The sequence below is a fragment of the Acidisoma cellulosilyticum genome, from assembly GCF_020621385.1.
Lineage (GTDB): Bacteria > Pseudomonadota > Alphaproteobacteria > Acetobacterales > Acetobacteraceae > Acidisoma > Acidisoma cellulosilyticum.
The window spans coordinates 752,303-770,600 of sequence record NZ_JAESVA010000002.1 but is presented as its reverse complement, the minus strand read 5'-3'; the positions used below and the strand labels follow the sequence as shown (position 1 = coordinate 770,600).

The 18,298-nt window shown below is 59.2% G+C and carries 14 protein-coding genes and 2 tRNA genes; 10 read left to right on the top strand and 6 right to left on the bottom strand.

Translation table 11 applies throughout. From position 1 onward, the window contains the following. The first annotated feature begins 6 nt into the window (after window positions 1–6). Both ACELLULO517_RS08135 and ACELLULO517_RS28885 read left to right on the top strand, forming a co-directional pair. Window positions 7–636: a recombinase family protein gene (locus tag ACELLULO517_RS08135; protein ID WP_227306796.1), complete on the top strand. Its 630-nt coding sequence runs from the start codon at window positions 7–9 to the stop codon at window positions 634–636. A 342-nt stretch (window positions 637–978) separates the two neighbouring features. Then, entirely contained in the window at window positions 979–3,567 is a 2,589-nt protein-coding gene (locus ACELLULO517_RS28885) for a transglycosylase SLT domain-containing protein (RefSeq protein WP_227306795.1), read from the top strand. Window positions 3,568–4,102: 535 nt separating this feature from the next. Here ACELLULO517_RS28885 and ACELLULO517_RS08125 read toward each other — a convergent pair. Further along, a complete protein-coding gene (locus tag ACELLULO517_RS08125; protein WP_227306794.1) occupies window positions 4,103–4,480 on the bottom strand; it encodes a hypothetical protein in 378 nt (125 codons plus the stop codon). A gap of 294 nt (window positions 4,481–4,774) precedes the next feature. Here ACELLULO517_RS08125 and ACELLULO517_RS08120 point away from each other — a divergent pair, with 294 nt between their 5' ends. Further along, window positions 4,775–5,935: a DUF2806 domain-containing protein gene (locus ACELLULO517_RS08120; RefSeq protein ID WP_227306793.1), complete on the top strand. Its 1,161-nt coding sequence runs from the start codon at window positions 4,775–4,777 to the stop codon at window positions 5,933–5,935. A 383-nt stretch (window positions 5,936–6,318) separates the two neighbouring features. Continuing rightward, the gene (locus tag ACELLULO517_RS08115; RefSeq protein WP_227306792.1) at window positions 6,319–6,927 is read left to right on the top strand and encodes a hypothetical protein; all 609 of its coding nucleotides are present in this window, start codon (window positions 6,319–6,321) and stop codon (window positions 6,925–6,927) included. A 258-nt stretch (window positions 6,928–7,185) separates the two neighbouring features. Here the strand turns inward: ACELLULO517_RS08115 and ACELLULO517_RS08110 are convergent, their stop codons facing one another. Beyond that, window positions 7,186–8,592 (bottom strand): site-specific integrase, encoded by a 1,407-nt coding sequence (locus ACELLULO517_RS08110; RefSeq protein ID WP_227306791.1) that lies wholly within the window; start codon window positions 8,590–8,592, stop codon window positions 7,186–7,188. Between the two features lie 214 nt (window positions 8,593–8,806). Then, a tRNA-Thr gene (locus ACELLULO517_RS08105) sits at window positions 8,807–8,878 on the bottom strand. 212 nt (window positions 8,879–9,090) lie between these two features. Here ACELLULO517_RS08105 and ACELLULO517_RS08100 point away from each other — a divergent pair. From ACELLULO517_RS08100 to ACELLULO517_RS28595, 3 genes are all read left to right on the top strand, one after another. After that, the gene (locus ACELLULO517_RS08100) at window positions 9,091–10,989 is read left to right on the top strand and encodes a CHASE3 domain-containing protein (protein WP_227306790.1); all 1,899 of its coding nucleotides are present in this window, start codon (window positions 9,091–9,093) and stop codon (window positions 10,987–10,989) included. Window positions 10,990–11,115: 126 nt separating this feature from the next. Continuing rightward, the gene (locus tag ACELLULO517_RS08095) at window positions 11,116–12,087 is read left to right on the top strand and encodes a S1C family serine protease (protein ID WP_227306789.1); all 972 of its coding nucleotides are present in this window, start codon (window positions 11,116–11,118) and stop codon (window positions 12,085–12,087) included. 176 nt (window positions 12,088–12,263) lie between these two features. Further along, window positions 12,264–12,398, top strand: coding sequence for a hypothetical protein (locus tag ACELLULO517_RS28595; RefSeq protein ID WP_264481375.1), 135 nt, complete (start codon window positions 12,264–12,266; stop codon window positions 12,396–12,398). Between the two features lie 129 nt (window positions 12,399–12,527). On the opposite strand, the gene glnA is transcribed toward ACELLULO517_RS28595, so the two are convergent. Both glnA and ACELLULO517_RS08085 read right to left on the bottom strand, forming a co-directional pair. Then, on the bottom strand, window positions 12,528–13,952 hold the full coding sequence (gene glnA / locus ACELLULO517_RS08090) for a type I glutamate--ammonia ligase (protein ID WP_227306788.1): 1,425 nt from the start codon (window positions 13,950–13,952) through the stop codon (window positions 12,528–12,530). Between the two features lie 108 nt (window positions 13,953–14,060). Beyond that, window positions 14,061–14,399 (bottom strand): P-II family nitrogen regulator, encoded by a 339-nt coding sequence (locus ACELLULO517_RS08085; protein WP_227306787.1) that lies wholly within the window; start codon window positions 14,397–14,399, stop codon window positions 14,061–14,063. A 301-nt stretch (window positions 14,400–14,700) separates the two neighbouring features. Here ACELLULO517_RS08085 and ACELLULO517_RS08080 point away from each other — a divergent pair, with 301 nt between their 5' ends. Beyond that, the gene (locus ACELLULO517_RS08080; protein ID WP_227306786.1) at window positions 14,701–15,900 is read left to right on the top strand and encodes an aminotransferase; all 1,200 of its coding nucleotides are present in this window, start codon (window positions 14,701–14,703) and stop codon (window positions 15,898–15,900) included. Window positions 15,901–15,962: 62 nt separating this feature from the next. Next, window positions 15,963–16,038 (top strand) — tRNA-His (locus ACELLULO517_RS08075). An 84-nt stretch (window positions 16,039–16,122) separates the two neighbouring features. Here ACELLULO517_RS08075 and ACELLULO517_RS08070 read toward each other — a convergent pair. After that, on the bottom strand, window positions 16,123–16,689 hold the full coding sequence (locus tag ACELLULO517_RS08070; protein WP_227306785.1) for a biotin transporter BioY: 567 nt from the start codon (window positions 16,687–16,689) through the stop codon (window positions 16,123–16,125). Window positions 16,690–17,004: 315 nt separating this feature from the next. Here ACELLULO517_RS08070 and hemA point away from each other — a divergent pair, with 315 nt between their 5' ends. Then, window positions 17,005–18,216 (top strand): 5-aminolevulinate synthase, encoded by a 1,212-nt coding sequence (hemA, locus tag ACELLULO517_RS08065; RefSeq protein ID WP_227306784.1) that lies wholly within the window; start codon window positions 17,005–17,007, stop codon window positions 18,214–18,216. Window positions 18,217–18,298: the final 82 nt, after the last annotated feature.

Here is an 18,298-nt window from a genome sequence, read left to right as displayed (position 1 = left end):
AACAATATGCTTACCCGGATGTACCTCAGAGCTTCTAGCCAGGACCAAGATGCACAACGTGCCCGCGCAACCCTCGACAAGTTCGCTGAGGAGCACGATCTTGTGGTCGCCGCGCGATATGCTGAGAATGAGTCGGGTGCGAAGCTTGCCCGCCCGGAACTTTTCCGCCTCCTCGCTGATAGCCGCCCCGGTGATATCCTTCTGATTGAGCAGGTTGATAGGCTCTCCAGATTGAACGACGCGGATTGGAAGCGCCTTAGGGCAGAGATTGACGCTAAGCAGGTCCGTGTTGTGGCGCTGGACCTCCCGACATCCTGGATGCTGCTCAATGGCTCCAAGGACGACTTTTCGGGCCGCATGCTATCGGCGCTGAATGGCATGATGCTGGACATGCTCGCCGCAATCGCGCGCAAGGATTACGAAGACCGCCGCCGCCGCCAAGCGGAAGGTCAGGCTAAAGCCAAAGCCGCTGGCGTATACAAGGGGCGCCCCGAAGACACCAAGCAGCTGGACCGTATCGCCAAGCTGCTTGGCGCGAAGATGTCTTGGAGCAGCATCCAGGACGCCGTTGGATGCAGCCGCGCCACTGTCGCCAAGGTTGCTGCGCGGGCACGTGTAGTTGAACAAGCAGCTTGATGATGCGACATGAAATGATCGCCGTCACATCGACAAGCATTACTAGTAGAAGTCAAGTATTCTTGTCGGTGTGACGGCGATTAAGCTATGCGTTCCAAGTGTAGTGTTATGAAATATTAGATGTTTATTCAATATAATTCTTCTTTATAATATAAGGGACCCCGCCCCCTGGTGGGGAGGCGATCCGGCCTTCTCTTCAACGGGGGTCGAGGGGGTCGTAGAAAATTTTGACTAATCAACATTGGTCGGAGGTCCGACCATCAGCGGTTGCGGCTCCTTCGTGTATAATGCCCTAAGAGAGACGAGCCGCCCCCGGCTTCCCACCCACACGATCGACACGCCGTGCCTGCTATTAACATATCCGGATCTAAACCTGCAGCTTCCACCCGCAAGGGACGCGGCAAACAAACCGCAGTCGAAGACGTAGCCGATACGTTCGCCCAGACCAGCGGCAGCGATGGCAACTCACCCAGTAGCCGCAAAGCCCGCAAGTCGAGGGTCCCCTACAGCGCCGCCGATCGATCGGCCGCTGATTATGAACAGGCTGACACTCTCCGCCGCGAGCGGAAGACCCGGAACGACCAGCGGCTCCTCGATCAGCAGCGCAAGCTTCTCGCCGAACAGGAAGCCCTCCAAAAGCGTGAGTTTCGCCTCCAGCATTTCGAAGGCATCTATGAGGCCACACAGGCGAACCAGGAACGCAACCGGGAGAAGCTGGTCAAGGAAAGAGCGGAACGGTCAAAGCTATTCCAAGGTTATGACGCAGGGCACCGGGACAACCGTGCACGCGACAAGGCCACAGTTGACGCCACGCACCAGCGAAATTTCGGTGGCTACAGCGAAGCCAATCGTGAAAACTCCCAACGCACGGCCGACTCTCGACGCTCGCACTTCCAGGGGTATGCGGCAGCCTGGCGCGAGAACGCAAACCGTGATCATGACACTCGCTTCTCTGGATACGATGAAGCCCATGCCGAGAACGACGCACGGGACGACCACGCCTACCGCAACATGCGCTACGACGCAGATCAGGATAATCGGGCGTTTGACAACGAAAAGGCCCGCAGCAACCAAGGGTTCTTCAGCCGCTATCTGAACCGCAATGCGCGGGGTATCGGCAGTTATATGGCCGGTGGTAGGGGTGGTGGGCTATTCGGTGGTGTCCTCACAAGCCTTGACGAACTTGGACCCGTGGGCGTTGCTGCCAGTGCCGCGCTAGGTGCGGGAGCTGCTACTTGGTTTGCGCCGGCGCTTTATTCCCGAGCACTGGGCGGGCTGATCAACGGTGCGCAGCCTTACTATGACTATGAGAATGGCCTCTACCAGCAAGGTAAATACACCGGGACTAATGGCGGCGCGCTCATCAATCAGCTGAACTGGCAAGGCACGGCTCTTCCCGGTTGGATGAAACGCTACGGGATTGGACCAGCACAGGCGGCGGAAATAGCGGGAAGCACGGGTCTACCCTGGACTACCAAAGACCAGGCATGGACGATCGACAAGAGCATCCTAGGGGCCTCCAATAACGTCTATACGGGTGCTATTGGCCAAGACGACCTGACGAGCATGTACTCCACCGTCAGCCGTGCTTCCGGGCATGGGAACATCCGCCAGGGTGATGCGGCGGCCAATCGCTACTTCGACAAGTTGGGTGCTGTGACGAAACTCGCCATGACCCATGGCATCGACGCATCGACCGTGTCCGATACCATGAAGGGCCTGCTCGCCAGCCAGATCGCCAGCGGTGGGTCACTCAATACCGGCTATCTTGCCCGCCTGGCGGCCGGACTTCAGGCCAGCGGCAGTCCCCTTATGCAAACGGCTCAAGGCGTCCTTGGCGTCCAGCAAGCCCTCGACGGCGCGGCTAACAACGCGGGCTATAACGGCACCGCCATGATGAACAGCGCGATGCTCAACGAGATCGATCGCCGCGGGGGGCTGCCCACCAGCATCGGGGATCTATCCAAGCGGTTTGGAATCAAGGTCGACCCCGGTGATCACGCGCAGGCCGCCATCATCCAGAGCGCCATGACCTTCGCCAAGCAGGGCAATAAACTCGGCTTCTTGACTCTGATGCGTCCGCTACTCCAAGGCAACGACGATTTCACCCGCTCGTCCATCGCGGATTTTAGCCGACTCATGGGGCCTAACCGCATCCCGGTTGCGGCTACATTGCTCACGGGTTCTGCCGATGGCGCGTCACAAACGGCGGCCGCCTCACTCCTCTATCCCCAGCCGACACTTCCAAAAACGCCCCGCAGCGATGGCACTTTCCCGAATCAGCCTTTCTCTGATTACCTTCAGAAATATGCGGATAAGGCCGGCGTGCCCGCGGGGTTGGTGCGGTCACTGATCTACAACGTCGAAGACCCATCGGGCGACCCGAACGCGGTTAATAAGAGCGGAGGCGGCTTTGGAGCTATCGGGCTTATGCAGATCCGCAAACCCGCGCTGGACGACCTGCACAAGCAAGGGATGGATCTCGATATCAAGACGCCCGACGATCTGAAAAATCCGCAGAACAACCTTCGCGCCGGTATCGACTATCTCAAGCTCGTAAATGGCCGGAACGGCGGAAACTGGGAAAGCACCCTCGAGCACTATTACGGATCGAGCAGCCCTGGTGCGAACCAGGCGTATGCGGGTCTTGTGATGGCGGGGTCCAACATCAATTACGACCCAAGCCAGAAGAACGGTTTGGCAAACTACCAGAATCAGTCGCTGGAAGCTGCACGCCGTGATGCCATAATGGCCGCTCAGATCAGCCAGGATGATGTGACGCACTCACTTCAAGGTCTAAACTCCGCTGCTGAAAGCGCAACCTCCGCGCTAGCCAGCATGGCTGCCACGATCCGCAAAGTCTTTGGCGCCGTCACAGCACCCACCTATCACCCGGCACGCTCCATCAATCCACCCATGACCGGAAATTAACACTCTTTACTATGACTAGAACGATGACAAACGACATCCCCATCAAAGCGCCGCCGAAGAACCGGCGCGCAATCGAGATCGCGGCCCTAAAGGCCGAAGCTTTGGCCAAAGACCCTAACGCCAAGTATTGGCAGGACAATCGCCCATGCAGCGCGGCGGGGCACCCGTCACCCCTTCGGTATTGGGGCTGTCATGGTTGCGTCCCGTGTAGGCTAGAAGCGAGCCAGCCATGGAAGAGACGCAACCGGGAACGCCTAGAGGCGGGGTCCGCACAATGATTCTCGCATCGTCCTCTGGACACATTCTGAAGGGGTGGCTCCCCATGCCAAGATCACGCGAGCAATTGCTTGCTCTCTGGGTATCAACAATACGCGCTGAGCTAGGCAGAAGTGCATCCGTTGCGGACGTACGAGATTTCTTTGCGAATCGCTGTCTGGCTTCAGCTGACGAAGCCGATGTAGCATCCTTAGCGCTACAAGAAATCTTACGTCACGGTACATAACACGACGGCGCCGATGAGGGCGCCGTATTCGTGTCAACCGCACGCGTTCATGATATCAGCCCATGTTGTCGGTGTCTCTTGCTGCTGCAGGGTGATGATAATTCCAGTTGGGCCGACCTCCTTGGCCCGCTTGGCATCTATCCGTTGAATCGTCTTGGCGACTTCTGTGAGGCGCAGCTTCATCTGTGCAAAGTCATGGAGCGTTATGGCCGCTTCGCGGAGGTCTCGTCGATTTTCTGCGGTGGTGGCATAGGCTAGGTCGAGCAGGACAACAGAGGGTGCCACTACATGGCCAATATCGGTGGCCCGATCGTCGTAGTCTTCCAGTAGTGTTCGAAGGCAATGCAGAAAAAAGGTGGATTCCGTAGGCTCTTTCACGCAATGTCTTGGTTCACCAGAAATCATCGACATGGCCTTATTTCCACTTTAATTACATCACGCCCGAACCAGCGCCCACAAAACAATAACGAAATCAACATTCGTGCGCAACAATTTTGTTGATGAATCATTAATCTACACAATTAGTGTAAATTAGACCGTGCGTTATTGGCAGATTTCTGCCTTTATTCGTGAAATATCGTCGACCTCGTCAGTTTCAAGAGAACTGTGGACGCTGGTCACCGAATTCCGATCACAGCTGTGTTTGACGAAAAATAATAGGCATGGTGGTCTATAGCTGACGCTTATATGAGAGGGTCAACGTCAATGCCTGGGTTGCCGGTAGGAGCAGGTTTTGCGGTGGGTGGATCGGGTTATCTTCTCGGCCAAGTGACGAAGGCTGGGCGGGACGTATGCCTTACCGCTATAGCGCCTTGGATCGCACGTCGGAACAACATCGAAGCCAACGCCAACATCGTGCGGACGGCCGAAGCACGGAGGCTGGAGAAACTAATCGACGAAAAGACCAAGGCAGATGTAAAGGCCTTACGCGCCGGCAACGCGGCTCTGAATAGCAACAACGAATTGGTTTACTTCCATGACGAGAGTCAGCATCCGCTCATGCTACCACCCGGAGAATCGCTAGGAGAAATCATCAAACTGGCACAAACACAGGACGCGCTCGATAGCGCAGAAAGGTTTCTTGCGCTTCGTCAAATCGCTCGTCTCGCCGAAGAGGAGGCCGCCAGACTCGATCGGCCCGCGAAGTTTGACAAACCCATTGAAAGTGGGTGGCTTAGGCAGTTTAGTGTAGCGGCATCAAACAGCCCTGATGACGAAACCCTCCGAGCCATTTGGGCTAAATTGCTTGTAGCGGAAGCGGATTCGCCCGGTAGCCAGTCGGTTCGAACGATCAACACATTAAGCCTTCTCAGCTCGGATGAGGCTAGGATCTTTGCTGACTTGGCTCCACTAGTTATCGACTTCACTTTCTTTCTCCGGGAGGATGGGATCGTTCAATTGCCGGGGATGAATTTTCCTGCGGGAGCGGCTGTTGGCTTCTCCGGGGATAGCTTTCTTACGGATCGGGGGCTAACTTATGACAAAATGATGCTTCTCGAAAACGCAGGTTTAATCACTTACGATAGCTTTTACTACCTTGATATACCCGTACTGGAATGGGACAATCGTATTTGGTATAAATTTTCATTTCATAACAAGCATCTATTGCTGGTGCGCAGTCCAACCATTAAAGGTCCTGCGCGCCTTCCCTCTGGCAATATAACTCCAGAAGGACAAGCAATCTTGCGATTGGGTGATTTCCAAGGCGACCGATCCTATATGAGTATCCTCGCCGACCATATGAAACTCTACAATCCTGATCGTATCGAAATAGTTCCAGTAATACTGGAGAAAAATGTCTTCGCTTCCGCAGGCTCATCTGAAGTATTATTTACACGACTTAACAACGAAAACGAAGGAAATTAGCCCGCAAATTCCTTATGGAAGTTGTAATTCGGATGGCAGACTTTCAGAACGCAGGAGGCGTCAGATCGGTGCAGCGGGCTTCCTTAGAAACCTATTGCTGAGGTGCTAGCCACTAGTGTGGACTACTGCGGGGAGGGGAGGCGCTTCCGATGTCCATGCTTGTGCCCGTCATGGCGCCCAGATCGTGGTGGAGGTAACGCGACGGTTCCGGTATCGAATACCCCGATGCAAAGAAAAACCTGTGAGTTTACTGCTCAAGCGTGGCAGCTAAGAGACCCCACTCATTGAGCCGGTCCCACGGTTAGGTGTAGTGCCTCACGCCTCTGGATGGCTCGCCTGGTCCCTGTTATTGTAGTTCCGATTCGGCCGAAGGGGATTGTGGCTTGCTCACCTATTTCCAGAAGCATTTCCAAGATGAAGTTATTGGTGGCTTATTCGTCGCCATTATCCTCGGAATTCTAGGCCTCGTCTGGGCCGTTGTCTGGGCAAAGACCGGGCCATGGCTGTCCGACCGATGGGCGCTGAGATCCACTAGGAGCCGCCTCAAAAAGGTAAATCAGCATCATGCCCGTTTGGAAGACCTGCGGAAGCAACTGACGGAACCGCACTACAATAACACCCGGATCTGCGGTGAGTTCGCTCGAGCGATGCTGTTTGGCTTCTACGCGATGTTCTTCCTGATAATCGCGGTGATGATGTTCATCGTCGATATTGAACAGAGTATTTCTGCAAACTTGCTCGATGCGGGCTTGTTGAATTCTGCAGCCTTGGGCCTCAAGATACCCAAGGGTTTACATGGTTACGTGGCGTCAACCTTTGACCAGCTACTGCTGCTGTTCTTCTTTGTAGGCTGGCTATACCATTCCGCATTCTTGCTTCGTGCGTTCGTGAACATTGCCCAGTCCGTCAATCTCCCGCAGAGCATCAAACGTCTCGAAGCGCGCTTTGATGCCTTGGTTGAGCAGAATAGGAAGCAGAATCCACAAAGATAGTCCGCTCCCAACACACAAGCTACCTAGGGTGTGATACCAAGGATGCTCGCGGGCAGGAATTCGTTGATAGGCACGGCGTTTTGACCAGTCTGATTGATCTCACGTCGCTGAAGTGCGGTCCTTTTATCCGAGCCTACAGCAAGCCACTTGAGAGATAGGTCTCGCGAAGCTATCCATGGGCTACGTGACATCACGCGTTAACTTGGATGAACTTGAGTATCGTTTCATTCCGATTTTTTAATAACCACAGAAGTTGCATCAACTTGCGTCTTCGTCAAGGACGTCGCGAACCGCAGGGTTAATGACCATGGGGTTGGGGACCTTGGCAACTGCCGCGTAAAGACGCCGCAACCCCACGCCGCGAACGCCATAAGAGCGCCCGACCGTCTTCCTTGCATGGCCCACGATGGCGTCCCGGTCTTCCTCATGGATTTCGGCAGCTCGCAGTTCGTCTTCCATCCGATGCCGCCACGAATGGTTCGGGGCCTTCTTTGGGTCGGTGATCCCTACGGTTTCTCGAACCCATCTACCCAACACCTGCCAGCCCTTACCACCGCGATTGCCGTGAGCATCGGCTTTCTTGTCCGGAAAAAGGGCCTCGGTTTTATCCCGCCCTTCAATAAGTGAAAGCAGGCCCTCAGCAATGACAGCTGGATGAATGGGGACGTGACGTCTCTGACCGCTCTTCACGCTCTTGCCGGGGTCATCTTCGTTGATTGCGTAGAACCATATGCTAGTTTCCCTGTCTTGCCTGATATCACCCACCGAAAATTGCAGTGCCTCGGCTACCCGCATGCCCGAGAACGCCATGATCCAGGGAGCCCAGCGGCGAGACTTGCGCGCCTCTAAGCGTGCCGCTTCCAATATCTTCACAGCGTCCTCATCGCTGTAAGGATGGCGCTCCGCATTCTTGCTTTTCTTCAGGCGAAGGTCATTATCTGCTGGATTGGTTGTCAGCTTTCCCGCTTCCACGGCAGCACGGAACACTTGGCCAATAAGTGACAGGCGGTTGTTCCACGTATTATTGGTGATTCCACCGGCCTTGATGGCATCGCGCCACCTCCGAAGGTCATCGCGCGTGACCTTACGTGCCTCCCGGTGACCAACCGCAGTTGCCATAGCGTCAATGGCGTATCGGGTCTCAGCCTTGGTGCTTGCCTTTACGGTGGTGACCGCTTCCCAGTCTTTGAAGAGGTCATCCAGGGTAAGCGTCTGCTCAGCCGGCTGAAAGGGAAGCGGTCGAGTGCGGTGCCCTCTTGAGTGGGCGGTGAGCTTTGAACCGTTCAGCCGTTCCCAATCGCGTTCGAGTAATATCGCCCGAGCCATAGCCAGTTCCAGGGGCTCCATAGACTCGTCAGTGATGGCAATGCAGGACAATTGCAGAGCCTTTGCAACGTGACGCTCTATGACCTCTTGGGGCGGCCAGGGATACATCAGGCCAGGGTCGGTGTCAGACTTCGTCAGGGTTTCTGAGCGAAAGTCCGAACGATCCACAGAGGGGTCATATAGCGCCCACTCGCGCCATTTCGTGACGACCGCTTCAATGTCCTCGGATCTCAGCGACACAAGGGACATCTGTTGTCCCCAGCGCTCCTGTCGCTCCTCCCACCACTTTAGTGCGGACGGCCAGCGTTTCAGAGCCTCCGCTTTGTCAGTGGTGCTCAAGCTATGGGTTATCAGCCCCGTGCCAGCAACGGCCTCGTAGGCCTTGGGAATCCGCTTACGGAGTTTCCATATACCCGTCTTCGGGTGCCGCCAAAGGCCAGCAACAGACACAGTGACCATCCAATGTATATCCCCAATGTATACCAGAGGAGACGGTCTAAGTCACTGATAACCCAGAAAACCTAGGTAATCCGCCGCTTTCCGTGAGGGGGTATGCCGGGTGAGGGATTTGAACCCCCGACCTTCGGTTTACAAAACCGCTGCACTACCACTGTGCTAACCCGGCTATCCTGGCAGCCGGGTCCTGTCAGGCTCCGGCCAGTCGCGGGCTTTTAGCTCGCTTTGCCTGCCTATGGCAATCATCCTCTGGCCAGCGTGGCGGGCGGAGGGGAAGCGGTCTGCGGGCATCTTCCCGGCCGCTTTCTTCCCCCTATAATCGGTCTAGTCTTGCCTTTATCCGCCGCAGTCCCGCGGCAGCCTTGTTTGTCGTCGAGATCCATGATTCAGCCCCCGCATACGCAAGCCCGCTACGGCATCGCGGCCATTACATCGGTTTTCGCCCTGCTTCTGGTCATGACGCTTGGCGCCTTCACCTTTGTGCAGGTCGAGCATGGCGAGCGGCTGAGGATAGACGCGGCCGAGCAGCGAAAATGGGATCTCGTCAGTCTGCTGCAGACATTGGTCGATGCCGAGACCGGGCAGCGGGGCTATCTGCTGACGGGCGATCCCGAATATCTGCTGCCCTACAGGAATGCCGCCAGCAAAATTGCGCAGGATGTCACGGCGTTCGAACGACATTTCAGCGCGACACCTGCGGAGCGGCTGACCTTCGACAAATTCTCATCGGCCATCAATGCGAAGATGACGGAGTTGAGCACGACGGTTGCCCTGTATAAGGCCGGCGATCAGGCAAGCGCGATCGACCTCGTGCGCAGCAATTTCGGCAAGGATCGGATGGACGATATCCGTGCCCAGATCGCCAAGGTCTTGATTCGGGAAGATGCAAGGATCGCCTTGCTGCATCATCGGCTCAGGGAATACGCAACTCTTCTCCGCATAATTGTTGTCGGGACATCGATTGTTCTGTTTGCGACGGCAACTTTGACGATCTGGTATCTTCTGCGCGTCCTGGGGGAGACGACAGCGGCGGCGGAGGGGATCAAACGCGCCAATCAGGAAATACTGCTGCAGACGCAACAGCGTGAAGAGGCCGAGACCCAGCTACGCCAGATCCAGAAAATGGAATCCCTCGGTCAGCTGGCCGGCGGTCTTGCCCATGACCTGAACAACATGCTGACGGTTATCATCGGTGGTCTGAGCGTCTTCAAACGTCGTTACGAGCGGGGCGACACCGGGCTTCTTCGCTATATCGACGCGGCCGAGGAGGCGGCAGGCAATGCCGCCACGGTGACGCAGCGCATGCTGGCCTTTTCGCGCCAGCAGTCACTGGCGCCACGCCATCTTGACGTCAATCGGTTCGTCGGCAGCACATCGGAATTGCTGCGCCATGCCATGGGCGGTGCCATTCAGTTGGAAACGGTGCTGGCCGGCGGGATTTGGCCGGTTTTTGCCGATTCAAGCCAGTTGGAGAATGCGCTGCTCAATCTCGCGATCAATGCGCGGGATGCCATGCCGGGCGGCGGTCGTCTGACCATCGAAACCTCGAACGCGCATTTGGATGAGGCTTATGCCACGACCAATCCGGAAAGCCGGGCCGGACAATATGTTCTGATCGCCATCACGGATACGGGCAGCGGCATGAATGCGGCAACGATCGCTCGCGCCTTCGACCCCTTCTTTACGACCAAGGGCGTGGGGCAGGGGACCGGCCTTGGCCTTTCCCAGGTCTATGGCTTCGTCAAACAATCGGACGGCCATATCAAGATCTATTCCGAGATCGGCGAAGGCACCACGATGAAAGTCTATCTCCCGCGCCACCGCGCGGCGGATGCTCCGGGCCAAACAGGCGTAACACCGATCGAGACGGCCATGCCGATGGCGGAAGCCGGGACAATCGTCTTGGTCGTGGATGACGAGGCGCCGGTGCGCGTCGTCACGGCTGAGACCTTGCGGGAGCTGGGCTATAAGGTGCTGGAGGCAGGAAGCGGCGCCGAAGGGCTCGCTCTCCTGGACGAGCATCCCGATATCGCGGTCCTGCTGACGGACGTGATGATGCCGGGGATGAATGGCCGCCAATTGGCCGAGGAAGCCTGCCGCCGCCGGCCGGGGCTGCGCGTGCTCTACGCTTCGGGCTATACCCGCAATGCCGTGGTCCATAACGGCATCATCGATCCGGGCGTGCATCTTCTCTCCAAGCCCTTCACCATGGCCGAGCTTGGCCGCAAGCTCAAAGAGGTGCTCGCGGGCCCGGACGCTGCTCCGCTCGCGCGGGCATGAGTTGCGCGCCGGCGCGAGCACCATCATGCTTGCCTATCCTGGGGGATGGGCGCCCTGTCGTGCTGGCCGCGTCGGGGCGATTTGACGATATGAACGACCTGACTTGCCTTATCCGGAGTCGCGATCATGCCTAAGGATAGTTCGATCCCAGCCGAGTTGCAGCCCGATCCGGCTCATTATGCCTTCGATCTGGAAAGCGCGCTGGCCGCAATCGTGAGCCTGCGCGTCACCGCGCCGGCCGACGCGTTCACGGCCTCGGCACTCGGCACGGAACGTGAGGGTTCGGGCGTCGTCATCCGCGATGACGGTCTTATCCTGACGATCGGCTATCTGATCGCGGAAGCGGAGACGATCTGGATTTCCTCCAGCGACGGCCAGTTCATTCCGGGCCATGCGCTCGCCTATGATGCCGAGACCGGTTTCGGTCTCGTGCAGCCGCTGGGACGGCTCAAGGTTCAGGCCATGGAACTTGGTCAAAGTGCCCAGGTGGAACTGGGGCAGCCGGCGATCTTTGCCTCGGCCGGCGGGCGCCGGATGGCGATCGAAACGCGGATCGTCGGCCGTCAGGAATTTGCGGGCTATTGGGAATATCTGCTGGATGATGCCTTGTTCACGGCACCGGCCCATCCCTTCTGGGGCGGCGCCGCGCTGATCAGCCGCGACGCCAAGCTACTCGGTATCGGTTCGCTCAGCCTGCAGCAGGATGACGCGCGCGGAAACCGGCTCGACATGAATATGATCGTGCCGATCGATCTGTTGCATTCGGTCTTCGGCGATATGACCCGCTACGGTCGCGTCAATCGTCCTGGCTCACCTTGGCTTGGCATCTATGCCATGGAGGAGGAGGAGCGCGTGCTCATCGGCGGGGTCGCGGATGGCGGGCCGGCCGATCTCGCGGGGTTGCGCCAGGGGGATCAGGTTCTGGCGGTGGAAGGGGAGGAGATTCTTAGCCTCGCCCATCTCTGGCGCTCGGTTCGTGTGCGTGGTCCGGCCGGGGCGAAGCTTGTCCTGTCCGTGCAGCGCGATGAGCGGGAGTTGCGCGTGCCCATCGCGACCGTCGACCGCCACCAGCTCCTCAAGGGTCCCCGTTTGCATTGACGACCTGCCCTGAAGTGCCGCCTGCGGGTGTGCTGACAAGGATAGCGTCTTTGCTTGCCATGTGAGAGGTTGGCACTCCAGCTGATGGCTGGCGCAGAGCATTGGCCGCGCCCCTCGATCGGCAGGTGGAAGGCCAAGGTTGGCGACGCAGTAGAAACCAGCCGAGGAGATGCAGCATGGCCAAAGGTCGCGACAAGGGCGGGCGTGAGCCCAAGAAGCCCAAGGCTGACAAGAAGACGCTGGCACCGTCGCAGTCACCCTTCAAGCAGGCGCCGGTGCAGCCGACCAAGGGCAGCGCCAAAAAAGATTGATTTTCCGAGAGACGAGACCCGTTTTCGATCTGCAAGCGGGTTGAAACGCAAAAGGGGCGCCCCGTGAAGGGCGCCCCTTTTTTCGTCTGAGCCAGGAGGGGTCGGCCGGACAGGTCCGGCCGAGAAGGCTTAGGCGGAGTAGTACATTTCGAACTCGACCGGGTGCGGCGTGTGTTCGAAGCGATAGACTTCCTTCCACTTCAGCTCGATGTAGCTCTCGATCATTTCTTCGGAGAAAACATCGCCCTGCAGAAGGAATTCGTGGTCGGCGGCCAGGGCACCCAGCGCTTCGCGCAGGCTGCCGCAGACGGTCGGGATTTCCTTCAGCTCTTCCGGCGGCAGGTCGTACAGATCCTTGTCCATCGGGTCGCCCGGGTGGATCTTGTTCTTGATGCCGTCGAGGCCGGCCATCGCGATCGCCGAATAGGCGAGATAGGGGTTCGCGGTCGGATCCGGGAAGCGGACTTCGACGCGCTTGGCCTTCGGGCTGGTCGTGTAGGGGATACGGCAGGAAGCGGACCGGTTGCGCGCGGAATAGGCGAGCAGCACGGGGGCTTCGAAGCCGGGGATCAGGCGCTTGTAGCTATTGGTCGAGGGGTTCGTGAAGGCGTTGATGGCCTTCGCGTGCTTGATGATGCCGCCGATGAAATAAAGGCACATCTCGGACAGATCGGCATAACCGTTGCCCGCGAAAAGCGGCTTGCCGTCCTTCCAGATGGACTGGTGGGTGTGCATGCCCGAGCCGTTATCGCCATAGATCGGCTTCGGCATGAAGGTCGCTGTCTTGCCGTAGCTATGGGCGACGTTATGGACGCAGTATTTATAGATCTGCATCTCATCGGCCATCTTGGTCAGCGTCGCGAAACGCGTGCCGAGCTCGTGCTGGCTCTGCGCGACTTCGTGATGGTGCTTCTCGATGATGAGGCCCATCTCGCCCATGGTCGACAGCATCTCGGCGCGCAGGTCGACGTCGCCGTCAACCGGGGAAACCGGGAAATAGCCACCCTTCACGGCCGGGCGATGGCCCATATTGCCTTCCGGGTAATCCTTCATCGAAGAGCCGGGGCCTTCGATGCTGTCCAGCTGATAGGTGCCGAAATTGCCGCCCGTGCCGAACTTGACGCTGTCGAAGATGAAGAATTCAGCTTCGGCGCCCACGATCAGCGTATCGCCCAGGCCGGTCGCCTTCAGGTATTCTTCGGTGCGCTTGGCGATGCTGCGGGGATCGCGGGCATAGCCCAGACCCGTCGACGGCTCCACGATGTCGCAGAACAGGATTAACTGCGGCTTGGCAGTGAAGGGGTCCATGACGGCCGTATCCGGGTCCGGCATCAGGATCATGTCGCTTTCGTTGATCGCCTTCCAGCCGGCGATCGACGAACCGTCGAACATGAGACCATCGACGAAGGAATCCTCGTCGATCGTCGAGACATGCTGAGCGGTATGCTGCCACTTGCCCTTCATATCGGTGAAGCGCAGATCCACATATTCGACTGAGTGTTCCTTGATCATTTCCATGACCTTCTGAACACCCGTCAGGGACTCACTCGCCATCCTGAAATCCTCGTTCATGCTTGTTTACGCGTGGTGGTCTGCTGTGACACAGACCGGATGATCCTGGCCATGCGCGAAGGCAGGGCCGCTTCGGCAAGTCTTCCGGAATTACACGGCGTCCGCGCCGCGTTCCCCCGTCCGAATGCGAATCACTTCCTCGACCGTGCTGATGAAGATCTTGCCGTCGCCGATCCGGCCGGTGCGGGCGGCGTTCATGATCGCCTCAACCGCACGCTCAGCGACGCTATCCTCGCAGACGAGTTCGATTTTAACCTTGGGCAGGAAATCGACGACGTATTCAGCGCCGCGGTAGAGCTCCGTATGGCCTTTCTGACGGCCAAAACCCTTCGCCTCGACAACAGTGATACCCTGCAAACCGACTTCGTGCAGAGCCTCTTTCACCTCGTCCAGCTTGAAAGGTTTGATAACGGCCTCGATTTTCTTCATCGCATCCTCGTAGCGGGTCGGGTCAGCGCGGACTCAAGCCCCATGCAAACCGGCGGCCAGAGCACCCGCGGGCACCTTCTATGCGGCCGCAAACTCGCACGCCCGGGCTTGGCCTGCAATTGGCAGCGCGGCGTCTGACGTGTTTTTCATGAAGGAAAGCTTGGAAAGCCTGCGGTTTAGGCGATTGCCTGCAGTGTTTGCCCGCAAAGTGTACAAATAATCGCAGGGCGGATCGGCGACGGGATAAGTTGTCCCGGAGCGTTGTTTTCGCCAAATTGCGCGGCGTTGAGGGAGTTCTGACGTGAAGCCTGCCAATAGCCTGCTCGCCAATACCGGGACCACGATTTTCACGGTCATGTCCGCCTTGGCGCTTCGCCATCAGGCGATCAACCTCGGCCAGGGTTTTCCCGATACCGACGGCCCGGCCGATATCGTCGCGGCCGCCGCGGCCGCCCTTCAGGACGGGCGCAACCAGTATCCGCCGCTGACGGGTGTGCCGGAGCTGCGTCAGGCTGTGGCCGCCGCCAATGCCCGCTTCTACGGGCTCGACATCGACCCTGACCGCGAGGTTGTCGTGACCTCCGGGGCGACGGAGGCGATCACCGCCTCGCTGATGGCGCTGATCGATCCGGGCGATGAGGTCGTCCTTATTGAACCCCTTTACGACACCTATCTGCCGGTCGTGAAACTGCTTGGCGGCGTGCCGAAGCTGGTGCGATTGGCGCCTCCGGCATGGGAACTGCCGCGCGCCGAACTGGCCGCCGCCTTCACGCCGCGCACCAAGGCGATCCTGCTCAACAGCCCGATGAACCCGATCGGCAAGGTGTTTTCGGCCGAAGAACTGGGCTTCATTGCCGGGCTGCTGCAGCAGCACGATGCCTATGCGGTCTGCGATGAGGTCTATGAGCATCTTGTCTTCGACGGGCTGAGCCATATTCCGCTGATGACCCTGCCGGGCATGCGGGAGCGCTGCCTGCGCATCGGCTCCGCCGGCAAGACCTTCAGCCTGACGGGCTGGAAGGTCGGCTATGTCACCGGCCCTGCCGCCCTGATGGGCGTGGTCGCGAAGGCGCATCAGAATCTGACCTTCACCACGGCGCCCAATCTGCAGCGGGCGGTGGCCGTGGGTCTTGCCAAGGACGACAGCTATTTCAGGGGTTTGTCAGCCGATCTGCAGGCGCAGCGGGATCATCTGGTGGCGGGGCTGACCGCCGCCGGCTTCAAGATGCTGCCCTCCGGCGGCAGCTATTTCGTGCTCGCCGACTATGCGGCGCTCGATTCGGACGGGGATGACGCGGCCTTCTGCATGAAGCTGGCGGAGCAGGCCGGGGTCGTCGCCATACCGCTTTCGGCCTTCTACGCGGGCGAAAAACCGCGCCACCACGTGCGATTTGCCTTTTGCAAGCAGACTGCCGTGCTGGATGAGGCGATCGCGCGCCTGACCCGCTACTTCGGCGCGGGGCAGAATACCGCGCAAGCGACGTTGACGGCCGCGGACTGATCGGTCTAAACGGCGGGCCTCGGCGCTTTGATGACAAGATCAAGGCAGCCGGAGACAGGGTGGCGGTCGTAGCTCAGTTGGTAGAGCGCCAGGTTGTGGTCTTGGATGCCGTGGGTTCGAGCCCCATCGATCGCCCCAGTCTCCCTGTTTAGTCTAGCCCCATAGAAAAAGCCGCGTCCGGATGCCCGGACGCGGCTTTTTTATTGGCCTTTGGCCGGCGCCTTAGCCGGCGCGCAGCATCCGGCCCGAGCGGTAGAGCAGAACCGCCATAGCCAGCTTGGTGGCTTCGGCCGGCAGGAAAGGCACCAGGCCGAAGGTCAAAGCCTTCTGCGTGCCGAACAGAACCGCGAGCCAGGCGATGCCGGGGACATAGATGACGGCGATGCCGGCGGCGAAAGCCGCGATCGTGCCGAGCCAGCCGCGCATGATGCCGCGCGAGGCACAGAAGCCCATCAGCGCCGAGGCGGCGAGGAAGCCGAACAGATAGCCGCCGGTCGGCCCGACCATATAGGCGAGGCCCGCGCCCGAGGCGAAGACCGGCAGGCCGAGCGCGCCCGCGACCAGATAGGCGGCCAGCGTCGCTTCCGCGAGGCCGCTGCCATAGACGGCGGAGAGCAGCAGGATGGTGCCGCTCTGCATGGTCATGGCCACGGGCCAGAAGGGGATGGAAATATGGGCGGCGGCGGCGATGAGGCAGACGCCGAGGCCGATCGCCACGGCCTTCAGCGGCAGCGGCAGGCTGCTGGTCTTAGGACGTCCAGCGGTGACGGTCTTTGCCTGTGCGGGCATGGGCAACTCCAAACGACAAGGGCAAGAGGCGGACGCTGGGCTGAGCCTTAATCGACGCTTAGGCCCCGTTCTTCACGCACCGCGAGAGGCGCCATGCTGCCCGTCCTTTTTCCGCTGCGCAAGTAAGACCTGCGTTCGAGGTGGGCTATAGGCAGGTCAAGACGAAAATTGGCGGAGGATCGATCTCAGATTGATCTAAGTCACGCCGGTTGAGGGCGCTTATGCTATGGGCAAGCGGGGCGGCTGGCATTCGCCCAGATCGGTTGTCCGGATAGGACGCCACGCGCTTATTCTGCGCTGCGGGAGATTTGCCGAATGACTGATTTCATCACCCATTGCCGGGCGCATCTGGCTGATATCAAGACGCAGGGCCGCTATCGGCGCTTCACCCCGCTGCAGCGCGAGGCCGCAACCTTCCCTGTCTATGTCATGGCGCAGGATGGCGAGACGCGGCCCGTCACGGTCTGGTCCGCCAATGACTATCTCGGCATGGGTGTGGATCCCGAGGTTATTGCCGGCGCTCGCGATGCGCTGGAGCATCTGGGCGCCGGGGCCGGTGGCACGCGCAATATCGGCGGCACCTCGCCCTTGCATGATGCGCTGGAGGCCGAGCTTGCCAGCCTGCACGGCAAGGAAGCCGCGCTGCTGTTCACCTCGGGGTTCGTCTCCAACCAGGCGACGCTGAACGCCATTCTGCGCAGCCTGCCAGGTTTCATCTGCTTCTCGGACGAGAAGAACCACGCGTCCATGATCGCGGGCATCAAGAACAGCCCGGCAAAATGTCTTGTCTTCCGCCACAATGACCTGGCCCACCTGGAAGACCTGCTGGCGGCCGCGCCGGCCGATGCGCCGAAACTCATTGCCTTCGAGAGCGTCTATTCCATGGACGCCGATATCGCCCCCATCGGCGCGATCTGCGACCTTGCCGAGAAATACGGCGCGCTGACCTATCTCGATGAGGTCCATGCCGTCGGCATGTATGGCCCGACGGGCGGCGGCGTGTCCGAGCGTGACGGTGTCGCGCATCGTCTGACGATCATCGAGGGCACGCTGGCCAAGGCTTTCGGTGCCCATGGCGGCTATGTCGCGGCCGATGCGGTCATCATCGACTTCATCCGCTCGACCGCGCCTGGGTTCATCTTCACGACCTCCCTGCCGCCATCGGTGGTGGGGGCGGCTTTGACCAGCATCCGCCGCATCCGCCATGACGATGCGCGCCGCGCCGCGCTCTTCGCCAATGCCGAGCGGCTGAAGGCCAAGCTGGACGCGGCCGGGCTGCCGCGCATGCCGTCCGTCAGCCATATCGTGCCGCTGATGATCCGGGACGCCGATCTCTGCCGCGAAGTCAGCCGCCTGCTGCTGGAGCGTCACGGCCATTACGCGACGCCGATCAATTACCCGACTGTGCCGCGCGGCACGGAGCGTTTGCGGCTGACGCCGACCCCGCTGCATACCGAGGCTATGATGGATGATCTGATCGCGGCGCTGACCGAAATCTTCGCGGCCCTCGGCAGTAAGGCTGCTTAGACGTAAAAAAACTCCCGGTAATCATCCTGTCATCTCGCCCTATGGCAGGATGGTCCATGAAGAGTTTCTGGCGTTTCACAGC

Coding starts and splice junctions, on each gene's coding strand:
- ACELLULO517_RS08125 (WP_227306794.1), bottom strand. CDS start 4,480: ATGTCGATGATTTCTGGTGAACCAAGACATTGCGTGAAAGAGCCTACG.
- hemA (WP_227306784.1), top strand. CDS start 17,005: ATGACTGATTTCATCACCCATTGCCGGGCGCATCTGGCTGATATCAAG.
- ACELLULO517_RS08095 (WP_227306789.1), top strand. CDS start 11,116: ATGCCTAAGGATAGTTCGATCCCAGCCGAGTTGCAGCCCGATCCGGCT.
- ACELLULO517_RS08100 (WP_227306790.1), top strand. CDS start 9,091: ATGATTCAGCCCCCGCATACGCAAGCCCGCTACGGCATCGCGGCCATT.
- ACELLULO517_RS28595 (WP_264481375.1), top strand. CDS start 12,264: ATGGCCAAAGGTCGCGACAAGGGCGGGCGTGAGCCCAAGAAGCCCAAG.
- ACELLULO517_RS08135 (WP_227306796.1), top strand. CDS start 7: ATGCTTACCCGGATGTACCTCAGAGCTTCTAGCCAGGACCAAGATGCA.
- ACELLULO517_RS08085 (WP_227306787.1), bottom strand. CDS start 14,399: ATGAAGAAAATCGAGGCCGTTATCAAACCTTTCAAGCTGGACGAGGTG.
- glnA (WP_227306788.1), bottom strand. CDS start 13,952: ATGGCGAGTGAGTCCCTGACGGGTGTTCAGAAGGTCATGGAAATGATC.
- ACELLULO517_RS08120 (WP_227306793.1), top strand. CDS start 4,775: ATGCCTGGGTTGCCGGTAGGAGCAGGTTTTGCGGTGGGTGGATCGGGT.
- ACELLULO517_RS08070 (WP_227306785.1), bottom strand. CDS start 16,689: ATGCCCGCACAGGCAAAGACCGTCACCGCTGGACGTCCTAAGACCAGC.